This window comes from Caloranaerobacter ferrireducens, from assembly GCF_001730685.1.
Taxonomy (GTDB): Bacteria; Bacillota; Clostridia; order Tissierellales; family Thermohalobacteraceae; genus Caloranaerobacter; species Caloranaerobacter ferrireducens.
Window position 1 is genome coordinate 51579 of record NZ_MDJR01000007.1, and the last position, 14986, is coordinate 66564.

Consider the following 14986-nt stretch of genomic DNA (forward strand, 5'->3'; position numbering starts at 1 on the left):
GGTAAGGTGATGTAATGGAATTTAATCTAGATAATTTTAAAGTTCAAGGAGTAAAAGTAAATTACTATTATATATGTAAAAGGAAACTATGGTTATACTCAAAAGGAATAACCATGGAACAAAATAGCGATAGAGTAATGATAGGTAAATTAGTTCATGAAAACTCTTATAAAAGATTAAAGAAAAAAGAAGTATTAATAGATGATATGTTAAAAATAGATATTTTAGATAATGATTATGTAAGAGAAGTGAAAATAAGTAGTAAGATGACAAAAGCGGATAAAATGCAGCTTATGTACTATTTGTATTATTTAGATAGTTTAGGAATAAAGAAAAAAGGATTAATAAACTATGTAAAAGAGAAAAGACAAGAAGAAATAGAACTAACTGATGAATATAAGAGGGAAATCGAAAAAACTTTAATTGACATTAAAGAAATTTCACAAAAAAGAAAACCTCCTGAATTAGTTAAATTACCATATTGCACGAAATGTGCATACTACGAGTTTTGTTTTGTTAAAGAGGAGGTGTAGCTATGTCAAGAGATTTTTATATATTTAGTAATGGAAGATTAAAAAGAAAAGATAATACAATATATTTTATAGATTGCTTAGAAAATAAAAGAACATTACCTATTGAACAGATAAACTGTATTCACTTATTTGGAGAAATAGATTTAAATTCTAAACTTATAAACTATTTATCACAGTACGGAATAATGCTTAGCTTTTACAACTATTATGGTTATTATTCTGGCACTTATTATCCAAGGAAAAAGAATGTTTCGGGTTTTACAGTAGTAAATCAAGCAAATCATTACAATGATTATGAAAAAAGACTTTATATAGCAAAAGCATTTGTAGACAGTGCTGTTCATCATATTCTTAAAAATATGAGAAGACATAAAGAGGGAATAGAGGATTTAATAGAGAGAATTCAAAACGAGAGAAAAAATATAGAAGAAGCACAAAGAATAGATGAATTAATGGGGATAGAGGGGAGAATAAGAAAAAGTTATTACAAGTCATTCAATAAAATATTAAAATCAGATTTTGGTATTCAGAAAAGAGAAAAAAGACCGCCAACTGATCCAGTAAATGCAATGATATCTTTTGGAAATAGTTTGATGTATACAACTGTATTGTCTGAAATATATAAAACACAGCTAGATCCAACGATAAGTTTCCTTCACGAGCCATCAGTTAAAAGATTTTCATTAGGATTAGATATTTCAGAAATATTTAAACCTTTAATTGTTGATACAGTAATATTTAGTTTAGTAAATAATAGAGTAATAACATTTGATGAATTTGATATAGAGGAAGGAATATGTTATCTAAATGAAAAAGGTAGAAAGAAATTTATTTCAGAGTATGAAAGAAAATTAGGTACAACTATAAAACACAGAAAATTGAAAAGAAAAGTATCTTATAGAATGTTTATAAGATTAGAATGTTATAAGCTTATTAAACATTTCATAGGCGATGAAGAATATAAACCTTTAAAGGCTTGGTGGTAATATGTTTGTTATACTTACATATGATGTTGGAGAGAAAAGGGTTAATAAAGTTAGAAAAAAATTAAAAGAATATTTAATTTGGACACAAAATTCAGTATTTGAAGGGGAAATAACGGAAGGAAAACTGAAAAAGTGTCTTTATGAGGTAAATAAAATTTTAAACAAGCAAGAAGATTCTCTTTATATTTATGAAATTAGGACATCTAGTCATATAAAGAAAAAAATAATTGGTATTGATAAAAGTTTTGATGATATTTTTTTATAATTCATAGGGAATTATATATCTAATTAAATTGTGGATAATTTTAAATATAATTTCCTTATGGATATGGGTAAAATCTTCCTTGATAATTTATTTAAATCGAAGATTTTGTTCTAACCATAATTTTTAGTATAATGATATGATAGATGATGGGATTTATTAAATAAGTTTTTGAAAAGTACTTTAGGATTTTGTTTTAAATCATAATTGAGAAATTTTAAGGTTGCAGTAAAGTAATTTTAATTAAAAAAGCTATGAAACTTAAGAAATATCTTAATCAAAAGGTCATTAATTTATCTTACAAAAAACACTATCGCAACTTTACTGCAAAAATACTAATTATAATTAAATTAAAATATGCTGTAAACTTTTAAATTTCTTATAAGTAGCTATTATAAAAATGGGGTTTTATATTAACTATGTGGAATGTAAAGACTTTTTTAAAACCTATTGCATTAGTAAACTGTCCTTTGTTTTATATTAACTATGTGGAATGTAAAGGCAAATTATACAACTAATATTGATAGTAAAGTTTTTGAGTTTTATATTAACTATGTGGAATGTAAAGTTTTTTAGCCAAATTGTTGCATGATCTTCACCTATAGGTTTTATATTAACTATGTGGAATGTAAAGTATCTCCATCTCGTTCTAATACTTTTGAATTATATTTAAGTTTTATATTAACTATGTGGAATGTAAAGTCTAAAGCATTCACTTCACTAACAAACATATCTATTTGTTTTATATTAACTATGTGGAATGTAAAGGTGAAACCTTCCAATTCAGGGTTATAATCTGGTAACAGTTTTATATTAACTATGTGGAATGTAAAGAGTTTCTTACCGACATTTGGTCCAAATAATGCTTTACCTGTTTTATATTAACTATGTGGAATGTAAAGGGGTTTTTCTATTACATTCAGTCCTTCTATATCTAAGTTTTATATTAACTATGTGGAATGTAAAGATAATACTATCTAAATCATTATTACCTGTTGAATTAACGTTTTATATTAACTATGTGGAATGTAAAGGTAAACAAAATTTTCTTTACATTCTTATCTACAATATCAGTTTTATATTAACTATGTGGAATGTAAAGTTCCACCATCACGAACTAAATTTCTACCCTTATAAGTTTTATATTAACTATGTGGAATGTAAAGGCTGCTCTTATTTCCCTTTTATATTCCCTAACCTGTGTTTTATATTAACTATGTGGAATGTAAAGTAAATATTGACTGCTCTTACTGCTACTGAATATGTCAGTTTTATATTAACTATGTGGAATGTAAAGTAAATATTGACTGCTCTTACTGCTACTGAATATGTCAGTTTTATATTAACTATGTGGAATGTAAAGGTGAATGATGCTCAAGCAGTTAGTTGGTTGGAGTCTATGTTTTATATTAACTATGTGGAATGTAAAGTTCGTAAGGCTTCTCTATTTCATTAACATTATTTATTCGTTTTATATTAACTATGTGGAATGTAAAGAAGATGTGAAAAGATGTGAAAGAGAGGGGGCTATTATGTTTTATATTAACTATGTGGAATGTAAAGGAATACTACATCAACTTGGTCTAATCCCCAAGGAAGTGCGTTTTATATTAACTATGTGGAATGTAAAGTGAGAAAAAACCTGATAAAGTCACACGCACAAAGCAGTTTTATATTAACTATGTGGAATGTAAAGTTAGAGGGTGCTGAATATTTTAACAATGTTTTGGATGGTTTTATATTAACTATGTGGAATGTAAAGTAATTGAAAAAATATATTTCCCTTATGATTCAGTAAGTTTTATATTAACTATGTGGAATGTAAAGTTTTCTTTTAGTATCTTACTTGCTCTATCAAATTGTTTGTTTTATATTAACTATGTGGAATGTAAAGATAGGTAAACCACATGATAGATATTATGTAGTTAAATGTTTTATATTAACTATGTGGAATGTAAAGATATTCTAGCATTAGGTCATTGGCACCAGGCAGAATAGTTTTATATTAACTATGTGGAATGTAAAGATTATAGAAGAAAATGTGGCAAGATTGATAGAAAAAGTTTTATATTAACTATGTGGAATGTAAAGGGAAACTTAGAAGCAAGAATGATTCTTAAAGCTACCTCTAGTTTTATATTAACTATGTGGAATGTAAAGAGAACAAAGGTCAGATATGGTTTTGAAATATCGTTTTTAGTTTTATATTAACTATGTGGAATGTAAAGAATGGTAGGTATATTTTCAGAAGCAAAAACAGGTGGTGTTTTATATTAACTATGTGGAATGTAAAGAGAACAAAGGTCAGATATGGTTTTGAAATATCGTTTTTAGTTTTATATTAACTATGTGGAATGTAAAGAAAGAAGGAACTAAACAGTTTGATAAATGGATGGATGAGTTTTATATTAACTATGTGGAATGTAAAGTATCCTACGACTACGTCTATACTGTCGCCATACTTAACAGTTTTATATTAACTATGTGGAATGTAAAGATATTCGGTTCTTAAACCTCGAAGTATCATTAAATAATTAGTTTTATATTAACTATGTGGAATGTAAAGAATAGTATCTCCTACAACATACCTAAAAGCACCTAGTTTTATATTAACTATGTGGAATGTAAAGAAATTATAAGCATCTTCAGCATTATACTCATTTCCTTCGTTTTATATTAACTATGTGGAATGTAAAGCTTGATGAGTTCACTAAAAGGTTACAGAGTGAGGCAGATGTTTTATATTAACTATGTGGAATGTAAAGCTGGCTAACAGAAGATAGAAAACTAGTTATTGAGTTCAGTTTTATATTAACTATGTGGAATGTAAAGTTTTAAAAATAAGACTTAAGACCTACTTAAATTATATGGTTTTATATTAACTATGTGGAATGTAAAGTGCAAATATGTAGATAGGCCTAAAAGAGATAAATTTACGTTTTATATTAACTATGTGGAATGTAAATTTGTAACATTCTTCATAACAAGTATAAGGGTAGTTTATTTTGCATTAGATATAGAAAATATAAATAAAGGTAGATGAATTGATCATCTACCTTTATTTTATTCTTTTATATAGCAAGCAACTATTTCACCGTAGTATAGAATATGGTAGTTTTGGTTCGGATAATATTTTTGTTTGATATCTTCATTAACTAGTGCTGGTTCCATAGCTTGTTGATAGACTACTTTACATTCATAATGCAATTCACAATCTCCAACAATTGGGGTTGATAAAACTTTACCATTTTCGCATGATAAATTACACTCTTTAAATTTATCAAAATCTCTTCCTGATTTTGTACCACAGAAAGCTAACTCCTTTTTCAAGTCTTTATTTAAAGGAACACTTATAGTAAATTCTTTTGCTTTTTCTAAAAGCTCATATGTATATCTTGAATAACGAACAGCTACTGTGAAAATTGGTTTGTTCCAAATAAATCCTATATTTCCCCAACCTATAGTCATTGTATTAATCTTGTCTTCGTGTTTAACAGTTAAAAAAGCTCCTTTTGGTAGTTGTTTAAGCATCTCTTTTGAATATTCGTAGTAAGCTATATCTCTATACATTTGAATTCCCTCCTATAAATTCTTTCTACCATTATATAATATTTATTTTTATTCAGCATTTAAAGTTTTACTTATTAGAATGATAAATTGAAGGAATTTTTAGAATAAAGTCGAATTATTTAAGTTAAAGCGGGGAGGGATTTAAATGAAATTAAAATTTTTTATTACAGCATTCATAGTATTTCTACTGGGTATGGCGATGCCTTGGATAATAACAGGAAGTAATTACGTTGCAGAATTGACAAGCTTTGAACTTGCAGTAATAGTTGTAGTAGCTTTAGTAATTCCTTATGGATTTACACTGCTAATGGGAAAGTTTCAAAAGGCATATGTTGTGAAATCTAGTGAATTATTAAATAGAGTAACACAAGGCAGTCTTACTCAAACTATAAAAGATGGTTACGATAAAACATTTAAAGAGATGGTAGTATCATTAAACAAGATGATAGCTAATATTAGAAGCTTAGTAGGAAAAATGCTAGTTGCTTCAGATAAAGTTTCTACTTATTCTGGGAGTATAGCAAAAGACTGTGAGGTAGTAAGTCAATCCATTGAAGAAATATCAACAACTATAAATGAAATTTCTCAGGGACTTGAATTTCAAGCTGAAAGGGCTATGAATACTAAAAATAGTACTATGCAGATTGTTGAAAGTTCTCAGACAATTGCCAACTTTGCTGAGGATACATATTCTATAACAAGAGAAATGAAAGAAAAGATAAACGAATCTGGAGAAAAACTTCAAGGATTAATTGATAATTTAGAGAATAGCGAAAAAAATAATGTTGAATTAGCTGTTGAAATAGAGAATTTGAATCGTGATGCTAAGGAAATAAAGGACATAATAGCTATAGTTAGTGGAATAAGTGAGCAAACAAATCTCTTAGCATTAAATGCAGCAATAGAAGCAGCAAGAGCTGGAGAAGTAGGTAAAGGATTTGCAGTGGTAGCTGAAGAGGTTAGGAAATTAGCAGAGGAATCAGAAAAATCTGCTTCTAAAATAAGACAGATAGTAGAAAATATATCTCAAAAAATAGATCGTATAGCTGAGCATATTGAGATGCAGGTTACAGATATGAAAAAGAACGTGCAGTATGCTGAAGAATTTAAAGAATTGTTTGATAAAGTTAAACAGACATCTGATGCTACTTTAAATTCTACAGAAGAGATACTAAAACTATCGGAAAGTGGCATTTCACATGCCCGTAAAGTAGATGAACTTATGGAAGAAATATCTGCGGTTACACAGCAGACTGCAGCAGGAATGGAAGAAATAAATGCTTCTACTCAAGAAGAAGTGAATTTGGTTAAGGTAATTTCTAAGTCAGTAGAAAAGTTGACTAACATGTCAAAAGAATTAACTGAATTTATCAGAGAAATTGAAGGTAGCTATAAAATTAGTAAAGATGATGAGAAGAGAATAAAGGATGCTGAAAAAATTCTGAAAGATTCAACAATAGAGTATGGATTAGATAATCCAGAAGATGAAGAAAAGGCACGAAACTTTATTGATAATATAAGTAGGAAATATGATAAACTTTTTGAAGTAGTTGTTGTATTAGATTCTAAAGGAGATGTAAAAGGTTCTACTATAGCTATTGATGTAGATAATTTAGCTCATAGATCTTATTTTAAAGAAGCTATAATGGGTAATTCATATATTTCTAAACCTTATATTTCTATTATGACAGATGACTACTGTGTGACAATTGCTATTCCTATAATATTTAACGGACAAGTAAATGGTGTGGTTGTTGGTGATGTAAAACTTTAAAGTTAAATATTATGCAAATAAAACCCCTTAAAGTAGATTATTGTTTTTATGCTATCTACTTTAAGGGGTTATTTAGTTACAAAAGAAGTTTAATAGTATTTTTTGCTATTCAAACATTCTTGTACAATATCTAATGTTTCACCGAATCTTTGGAAGTGCACAATTTCTCTTGCCCTTAAGAATCTTAAAGCATCTTTTACGCCAGGATCGTCGCAAATATTGATTAAATATTCATAGGTTGCCCTTGCTTTTTGTTCAGAAGCCATATCTTCATGAAGATTTGCTATAGGATCATCTTTAGACTGTATAAATGTAGCAGTCCAAGCATATCCTGACGCATCATGAGGGAATGGGCTTTTACCATGATTTACATAGTGAGCTTCAAGTGGAGTACCTTCTATATCTTTTATAGGAACGTCTTTTATAAGTTTCCATACGATAGTTCCTATAATTTCCCAATGTGCAAGCTCTTCAGTTCCTATATCAGTTAAAATACCTTTTGCTTGATCAGTAGGCATTGCCCATCTTTGTGTTAAATATCTAATACCTGCTGAAAGTTCACCATCTGGACCTCCAAACTGCTCTAATATCATAGCTGCAAGAGTTGGATTGCAAGTATCTACTCTAACTGGATATTGTAGCTTCTTTTCGTAAATCCACATAATTTAACCTCCTATCAATATTCTATTTCCCATGGCCAAGGGCTTTTTGTATATTCCCATGGATATTTACTTAAATCGTAATTAGTTAGAGGTCCATATTTCATGCTATACATATTTGTAAGTTCTTTATATCTCCTTGAAAAAGTATTGTGAAGAGCTACAGCTCTTTCATCGTTTGGATGGGTATCGAGGTATAAGTTTATATCAGTTAAGCAAAAGCATATTTCCATTATTTCTTTTAGCATATCCAATTGGTTAGAATCCACAAAAAACACCTCCAAATTATTACTTCTTAACAGGTTTATATGGCATATATAGTTCAGGGAAAATAGTTCCTTTCTTTAACGCTTCTTCAGGACAATATATTTTACCCATTATCTGATAGGGAATATATGCTTTAGCAAGTTCATAATAAGGATATTTTTTCATGTCCACTATTACCCCTCCTGAAAAATATATTTTGTAGTAATATATTACGTTTTTTTAAGCATATCTGTGACTAATGCTATATTTTCTTATAATCCATAGGAAATTATTATACCTCGTTAAATTGTGGATAATTTTAGATATAATTTCCGTAATGGATATAGGCAAAATCCACCTTATAATTTATTTAAATAGAGGATTTTGTTCAAAGTTTGTACTTAAAAAAATCATATTGACTTGTAAATTTGTCATATGTTAACCTATACATAGATACATTTAAATATATCTATTTAAAAACAGGAGGGACAGTATGACACAGAAAGTAAAAAAACAGAGCGAAGGGCTTGATTTCTTTGGAAGATATCTGACTATATGGGTAGCATTATGTATAATAATAGGTGTGGCAATAGGTCAATTATTTCCTGTATTTCCACAAGTGCTAAGCAAATTTGAATATGCTAAAGTTTCAATACCAGTTGCTATACTTATTTGGCTTATGATTTATCCAATGATGTTAAAGATAGACTTTTCAAGTATTATTAAAGCAACTAAGAAACCAAAGGGCTTAACTGTAACATGTGTAACTAACTGGCTTATTAAGCCATTTACTATGTATTTAATTGCTAGTTTTTTCTTGAAAGTTGTTTTTAAATCATTAATACAACCTGGTTTAGCTTCAGAATATCTAGCAGGAGCAGTTTTGTTAGGAGCAGCACCATGTACAGCTATGGTATTTGTATGGAGTCATCTGACTAAAGGAGATCCAGCTTATACATTGGTTCAGGTTGCAGTAAATGATATAATCTTGTTATTTGCATTTACTCCAATAGTAGCATTCTTGCTTGGAGTCAGTAATGTAACAGTACCATACGATACTTTGATTCTTTCAGTTATATTGTTTGTAGTAATTCCATTAGCTGGTGGTTATCTATCTAGAAAGTATATAATTAGAAAAAAAGGTATGGAATATTTTGAAAATGTATTTCTAAAAAAATTTGACAATATTACTATTATAGGGTTATTGTTAACATTGATAATAATTTTTTCATTCCAAGGGGAAGTAATTATTAATAATCCAATCCATATAGGACTTATAGCAATACCTCTTATAATTCAAACATTTTTTATATTTTTTATTGCATATGGATGGGCAAAGGCATGGAAATTACCACATAATATAGCAGCACCAGCATCTTTGATAGGAGCAAGTAACTTCTTTGAATTAGCAGTAGCTGTAGCAATATCACTATTTGGTCTAGAGTCAGGTGCAGCATTAGCAACAGTTGTTGGTGTATTAGTTGAAGTACCACTTATGTTAACACTTGTTAGAATAGCAAATAAGACAAAACATTTATTTAAGCATTCTTGGTAATAAAATATCTATAATAATCTGAGGAGGAATTTTAGTGAAGAAAAAAGTTGCTTTTGTTTGTGTTCATAATTCTTGTCGATCACAAATGGCAGAAGCTTGGGCAAAGCATTTAGGTAAAGATGTATTAGAGGTATATTCAGCAGGGACAGAAGAGTATCCAGAAGTTAAGCCTAAAGCAGTTCAAGTTATGGAAGAAGTGGGAATTGACATGAGTGACCATTATCCTAAACTTTTATCAGATATACCTGAAAAAATAGATATCTTAATAACTATGGGCTGTGGTGTAGTATGCCCTTATGTGCCATGTGACCATAGTGAGGATTGGGGGCTTGAAGACCCTTCTGGCGGCCCTATAGAAGAATTTAGAAAAACAAGAGATATTATTAAAGAAAAGGTAGAAGACCTTATAGAAAGAGTGAAGAGTAAAAAAATATGAGGGATTTAATATCCCTCTTTTAATTTATGTTTTATTTATTCCTATATAAAGTTATAGATAGAGAAGTTCCGTCAAAACTTACTTCTGCTTTATCCACCATCATTCCTACAAGTGTAAGTTCTGTGTCACTATCACATTCACCAGCTAATTCCCAATAATATTCTTCTACTTCTGATTGTCTTGGGTAGTTTAAAAGTTCTTTAAGCTGCTGAACTCTAACGTCATTACAATCTATATTATCACTTTCAAGATGTATTTTAAAATAATCTTTATGATTTTCTAAGGATATATTCATGTTGTTAGTACCGTGGAGAAAACAGAAAGTAATTAACTCATCAAGAATTTTTGATATTCTTTTTATCTCATGTTTCATATTAATCCTCCTTCTTGAAGGCATCAATAATTGGTACTAGTATAGTAGCAACAATACCACTTGAAAAACCATTATTATATAAATTAATTCCTCCATGAAGATATCCTACATTCATTACTACAGATAAATGAACAAATCCAGCAAGCATTCCTGCCAAATAACCGTAAGTTCCTGAAATAGGAGCCATACTAGTTCCAAATAGACCAGTGATTACTAAAATAGTTGGGTTTACTTCTTTAGTAATTAAAATACTGCCTATTAAGACACCTATTAGAATTGGTATAGAGTTTTTAGGGTGTTTTCCAAAAGATGAAAAACCTACAAGAGTTAATAATCCACCTATAACAGGTCCATTAATTACCCCACCTGTTATTATAACATAAATTATACCTATGAGTCCCATTAAGCCCATATTGATTAAAGTTAAACCAAAGCCTGTTAGCTGTGTAAAATCTGTAATAAGCCTTCCAGTAAACCAAATGAGTCTTTTATATCCTTTAAAACTTTTATTGTTAAAAAGGTAACCTAATATGATTAAAGTTAAGAAAAATATAGTAAAAAATACTTTTAAAATCATATCATATTCATTAGAAAGTATAATTTTATTCTCGACAGTGAAACCATAACTTTTCATAATAGACATAATTATTGTTCCAATAAAACCTGCTGCAAATCCTATGTTATATAGATTGTAACCATCGTGTACTCTTAGCATATGTGCTGAAAGTGGAGGAATTATAAATCCAACTAATATTCCTACCAAAATACCTAATAGTATGCCAATAGGTACAGGAAGATTTAAACCGTAAGCAAATTCATTTACTAAAGGTGATAATGCAGTTGCAAACATAGTAATCAATATGACATTTTTGAAATTTGTTTTTTGATATTTAGAATAAATATATCCTCCAATATAAATAGGCCAAACGTTAAAAATATTTTTCCCGAAAAAAGCAAAACCCATAATTATAAAAATAGCTGATATAACTGGTCCATTAATATTTATTTTAAGTCTCCATATAATATAAATATTCACTAGAGTAAGGATAGCGGAATTAATTAAAGCAGCACCTAAACCACCGACTTTAATATAATCTGTTATAAGAATATCTGGATGAATTATTATCTTGAAAATTCCATTTACTATATTAGTTGGAGTATCAATAATAAGTGCCAGTAATATAAATGAAATTGGCAGTATAAGCATTATATACAGTTTAGTTTTTATGTCTATTTTATTAAAATTTAGTTTTTTCAGTAAAATCACCTCCAAGTATTATTCTTTGAAAATCTATCAAAAAAGTAGGGATTAATATACATAATTTGTAAGAAAAAGTTTGCAATATATATGATTTAGTTTTTTAGAGGAATGAAAGAACTTAAGAAGTGCTAAATCAAACTTAGGTGTGTTTATACTATTTTATCATAAATATAACAATATAAATATAACAAAATCTTAATTTTAATAAACTATAAGGTAAATTTTGTTGAAATCCATGAATGGAAATTATATTTTAAATTAGTTTTGGTTTAATAAGGAATATAATTTCTTATGAATTAGAAAAAAATTGACAAATTTTTTTATATATTGTAATATTAAAATATATAGATAGAATGAGGTGATGACTTATAAAAGAAGTAGTAAATCAAATTGAAGAATTAACTAAAAAAGCCGATATATTAAAGGCTATTGCACACCCAGTAAGATTATGTATAGTTAAAGGACTTTTAGACGAAGAAGGATGTAATGTAACTAAAATGCAAAATTGTTTAAATATGCCTCAATCAACAATATCACAACATTTAGCAAAATTAAAAGCAGCTGGTGTTGTTGAAGGCAGGAGACATGGTGTAGAAATTAAATACTATTTAGTTAATGAAGATGTTAGGAAAATTTTAAAAGCAATATTTTAGTTTGTTTTTTATGCTTGATTTTGTATTTTTTTTAACAATATAATTTGATTATTAATATATATTAATAAAAAGATTAATGAGGAGGAATTTTTATGTCAAAAAAAGTTTTAATTGTAGGCGGTGTAGCTGGAGGAGCTTCTACGGCAGCTAGATTGAGAAGACTTGATGAAACTGCTGAAATTATTATGTTTGAAAAAGGTGAGCATATTTCATTTGCAAACTGTGGTTTGCCTTATTATATTGGCGGTACAATTGAGCAAAGAGATGCTTTACTAGTTCAGACTCCAGAAAAAATGAGATCAAGATTTAACATCGATGTAAGAGTGAAAAACGAAGTATTATCAATAGACAGAGAGAAAAAAGAAGTAAAAGTAAAAGATTTAAACAGCGGAAAAGTATATAAGGAATCATATGATTATTTAGTATTATCTCCAGGTGCCAGCCCAATTAAACCACCTATTCCAGGTATTGATTCACCTAATATATTTACTTTAAGAAATATACCTGATACAGATGCAATAAAAGAATATGTAGATAATAAGAAGCCTAAGCGTGCAGTAGTTGTCGGTGGTGGATTTATCGGTATAGAAATGGCAGAAAACCTTTATGATAGAGGTTTGGAAGTTTCTATTGTAGAAATGGCAGACCAAGTTATGGGCCCTATTGATTTTGATATGGCTCAGATTGTACATCAACATATTAAATCTAAAGACGTAAAATTATATCTAAAAGATGGAGTTAAGGAATTTGAATATAAAGATGGTGTAACTAAAGTAACGCTTCAAAGTGGTAAGACTTTAGATGCAGATATAGTAATACTTGCAATTGGTGTAAGACCAGACAGTAAATTAGCTATAGAGTGTGGTCTTGAGGTCAACCAAAGAGGCGGAATAATTGTTGATGAGTATCTAAGGACATCAGATAAAAATATCTTTGCTATAGGAGATGCAATTGAAGTAGTTGACTTTGTAAATGGCTCTAAGACTATGATACCACTAGCTGGGCCTGCAAATAAACAAGGTAGAATAGTAGCAAATAATATAGCAGGTAGAGAAGAAAAATACAAAGGAACACAAGGTACTTCAATAGCAAAGGTATTTGATTTAACAGTTGCTTCAACTGGTAATAATGAAAAGATATTGAATAGAATGGGCAAGAAATATGGTAAAGACTATAAAATAGCGCTTATACATTCAAAATCACATGCAGGATATTATCCTGGAGCAATACCAATGACTATCAAATTAATATTCAACTTAAAAGGAAAAGTATTAGGTGCTCAAATAGTAGGTTATGATGGTGTAGATAAGAGAATAGATGTTATTGCATCTGCAATAAGATTTGGAGGTACAATTTACGACCTTAAAGAATTAGAACTTGCTTATGCACCACCTTACTCATCAGCAAAAGACCCTGTAAACATGGCAGGTTTTACAGCAGAGAACATACTAAAAAGAGACGTAGATGTTATTATGTGCAATGAGTTAGAAAAATTAGATAAAAATGAAGTGATTATACTTGATGTTAGAGATGAAATTGAAAGAGAATTAGGATATATCGAAGGTTCAATTAATATACCATTAGATGAGTTAAGAAATAGATTGGATGAATTAGATAAGGAAAAATTAATAATCCCATATTGTGCTATAGGACTTAGAGGATATCTAGCAGCTAGAATTTTAAAACAAAATGGCTTTAAGAAAGTTAAGAATTTAAGTGGAGGATATACAACTTATAGTTGTATCTTCTGTCAAGATGAAGATGGAGCTTCGAAATGCGGAGGAGTTACTTGTGACTCAAATGTAGACTTTAATGAAGGTGGCGAGCCAGAAGAAATAGATGTAAATAATCTAGAAGGAAAAACTATAAAGTTAAATGCTTGTGGCCTTCAGTGTCCGGGACCTATAATGCAGGTATATGAAAAAATGAAGACATTACAAAATGGAGATATTCTGGAAGTAACTGCGACAGATCCTGGTTTTGTGAATGATATAAAAACTTGGTGTAAAAGAACTGGCAATACTTTGATAAAGACTGAAAAAAGACCAAAAGAGTTTGTAGCTTTTATTAGAAAGGGTACAGGTGGAAACATTGTTGTTAAAGATAGCAAAAATAATAATGTAGTACAGACTGCAAATGACGGTAAGACAATAGTTGTATTTAGTGGAGACTTAGATAAAGCAATAGCTTCATTTATAATTGCAAATGGTGCGGCTGCTATGGGTAGAAAGGTTACAATGTTCTTTACATTCTGGGGACTTAATATACTAAGAAAACCAGAAAAGGTAAAGGTAGAAAAAGGTTTTATGGATAAAATGTTTGGTATGATGATGCCAAGAGGAAGTAAAAAATTAAAATTATCACAAATGAACATGATGGGCATGGGTGCTAAAATGATAAGAAGTGTAATGAAGAAGAAAAATATCTCTTCATTAGAAGAATTAATAGAACAAGCTAAGAAGCAAGGTATAAGATTAGTTGCATGTAATATGTCTATGGATGTAATGGGAATAACTAAAGAAGAGTTAATAGATGGTGTAGAAATTGGTGGAGTTGCTAGTTATCTAGGAGCAGCTGAAGAATCAAATGTTAACTTATTTATTTAGTATTAAAAGAGGGACTTTGTTCCCTCTTTTAATTTAAAAAGTTGTTTAAAGATTTTATGTGGGGGTATTAAT

At 29.1% G+C, this 14986-nt stretch carries 14 protein-coding genes and 1 CRISPR repeat array; of the genes, 8 read left to right on the plus strand and 6 right to left on the minus strand.

The window, feature by feature from the left end; genetic code table 11:
- Positions 1 to 14: 14 nt before the first annotated feature.
- The 3 genes from cas4 to cas2 are packed head-to-tail and all read left to right on the plus strand — an operon-like array spanning position 15 to position 1784.
- A complete protein-coding gene (cas4, locus tag BFN48_RS10180; RefSeq protein ID WP_069650798.1) occupies positions 15 to 533 on the plus strand; it encodes a CRISPR-associated protein Cas4 in 519 nt (172 codons plus the stop codon).
- Between the two features lie 2 nt (positions 534 to 535).
- Positions 536 to 1519, plus strand: coding sequence for a type I-B CRISPR-associated endonuclease Cas1b (gene cas1b / locus BFN48_RS10185; protein ID WP_069650799.1), 984 nt, complete (start codon positions 536 to 538; stop codon positions 1517 to 1519).
- 1 nt (position 1520) lies between these two features.
- A complete protein-coding gene (gene cas2, locus BFN48_RS10190; protein WP_069650800.1) occupies positions 1521 to 1784 on the plus strand; it encodes a CRISPR-associated endonuclease Cas2 in 264 nt (87 codons plus the stop codon).
- A 402-nt stretch (positions 1785 to 2186) separates the two neighbouring features.
- A CRISPR array of direct repeats spans positions 2187 to 4747; the repeat unit is 29 nt; unit sequence GTTTTATATTAACTATGTGGAATGTAAAG.
- A gap of 97 nt (positions 4748 to 4844) precedes the next feature.
- Here the strand turns inward: cas2 and BFN48_RS10195 are convergent.
- Positions 4845 to 5351, minus strand: a complete 507-nt coding sequence (locus BFN48_RS10195; RefSeq protein ID WP_069650801.1) for a flavin reductase family protein — start codon at positions 5349 to 5351, stop codon at positions 4845 to 4847.
- Between the two features lie 145 nt (positions 5352 to 5496).
- On the opposite strand from BFN48_RS10195, the gene BFN48_RS10200 reads away from it, so the two are divergent.
- The gene (locus BFN48_RS10200) at positions 5497 to 7125 is read left to right on the plus strand and encodes a methyl-accepting chemotaxis protein (protein ID WP_069650802.1); all 1629 of its coding nucleotides are present in this window, start codon (positions 5497 to 5499) and stop codon (positions 7123 to 7125) included.
- 89 nt (positions 7126 to 7214) lie between these two features.
- Here BFN48_RS10200 and BFN48_RS10205 read toward each other — a convergent pair whose 3' ends face one another.
- From BFN48_RS10205 to BFN48_RS12180, 3 genes are read right to left on the minus strand one after another with little or no spacing between them, the layout of a single operon-like run.
- Positions 7215 to 7787 (minus strand): manganese catalase family protein, encoded by a 573-nt coding sequence (locus BFN48_RS10205; protein ID WP_069650803.1) that lies wholly within the window; start codon positions 7785 to 7787, stop codon positions 7215 to 7217.
- A gap of 14 nt (positions 7788 to 7801) precedes the next feature.
- Positions 7802 to 8053, minus strand: a complete 252-nt coding sequence (locus BFN48_RS10210; protein ID WP_069650804.1) for a spore coat protein CotJB — start codon at positions 8051 to 8053, stop codon at positions 7802 to 7804.
- A gap of 19 nt (positions 8054 to 8072) precedes the next feature.
- Positions 8073 to 8216: a spore coat associated protein CotJA gene (locus BFN48_RS12180; protein ID WP_083238906.1), complete on the minus strand. Its 144-nt coding sequence runs from the start codon at positions 8214 to 8216 to the stop codon at positions 8073 to 8075.
- A gap of 307 nt (positions 8217 to 8523) precedes the next feature.
- Between BFN48_RS12180 and arsB the strand changes: the two genes are divergently transcribed.
- Positions 8524 to 9585, plus strand: a complete 1062-nt coding sequence (arsB, locus tag BFN48_RS10215; RefSeq protein WP_069650805.1) for an ACR3 family arsenite efflux transporter — start codon at positions 8524 to 8526, stop codon at positions 9583 to 9585.
- A gap of 34 nt (positions 9586 to 9619) precedes the next feature.
- Positions 9620 to 10021, plus strand: a complete 402-nt coding sequence (locus tag BFN48_RS10220; RefSeq protein ID WP_069650806.1) for an arsenate reductase ArsC — start codon at positions 9620 to 9622, stop codon at positions 10019 to 10021.
- A 31-nt stretch (positions 10022 to 10052) separates the two neighbouring features.
- Here the strand turns inward: BFN48_RS10220 and BFN48_RS10225 are convergent, their stop codons facing one another.
- Both BFN48_RS10225 and BFN48_RS10230 read right to left on the minus strand, forming a co-directional pair.
- Complete coding sequence (locus BFN48_RS10225; RefSeq protein WP_069650807.1) at positions 10053 to 10394, minus strand: hypothetical protein; 342 nt, start codon at positions 10392 to 10394, stop codon at positions 10053 to 10055.
- A gap of 1 nt (position 10395) precedes the next feature.
- Positions 10396 to 11601, minus strand: coding sequence for a DUF1576 domain-containing protein (locus BFN48_RS10230; protein WP_242863261.1), 1206 nt, complete (start codon positions 11599 to 11601; stop codon positions 10396 to 10398).
- 470 nt (positions 11602 to 12071) lie between these two features.
- Between BFN48_RS10230 and BFN48_RS10235 the strand changes: the two genes are divergently transcribed.
- Positions 12072 to 12308: an ArsR/SmtB family transcription factor gene (locus BFN48_RS10235; RefSeq protein ID WP_278287338.1), complete on the plus strand. Its 237-nt coding sequence runs from the start codon at positions 12072 to 12074 to the stop codon at positions 12306 to 12308.
- Positions 12309 to 12400: 92 nt separating this feature from the next.
- Complete coding sequence (locus BFN48_RS10240; protein WP_069650809.1) at positions 12401 to 14914, plus strand: CoA-disulfide reductase; 2514 nt, start codon at positions 12401 to 12403, stop codon at positions 14912 to 14914.
- Positions 14915 to 14986 lie beyond the last annotated feature (72 nt).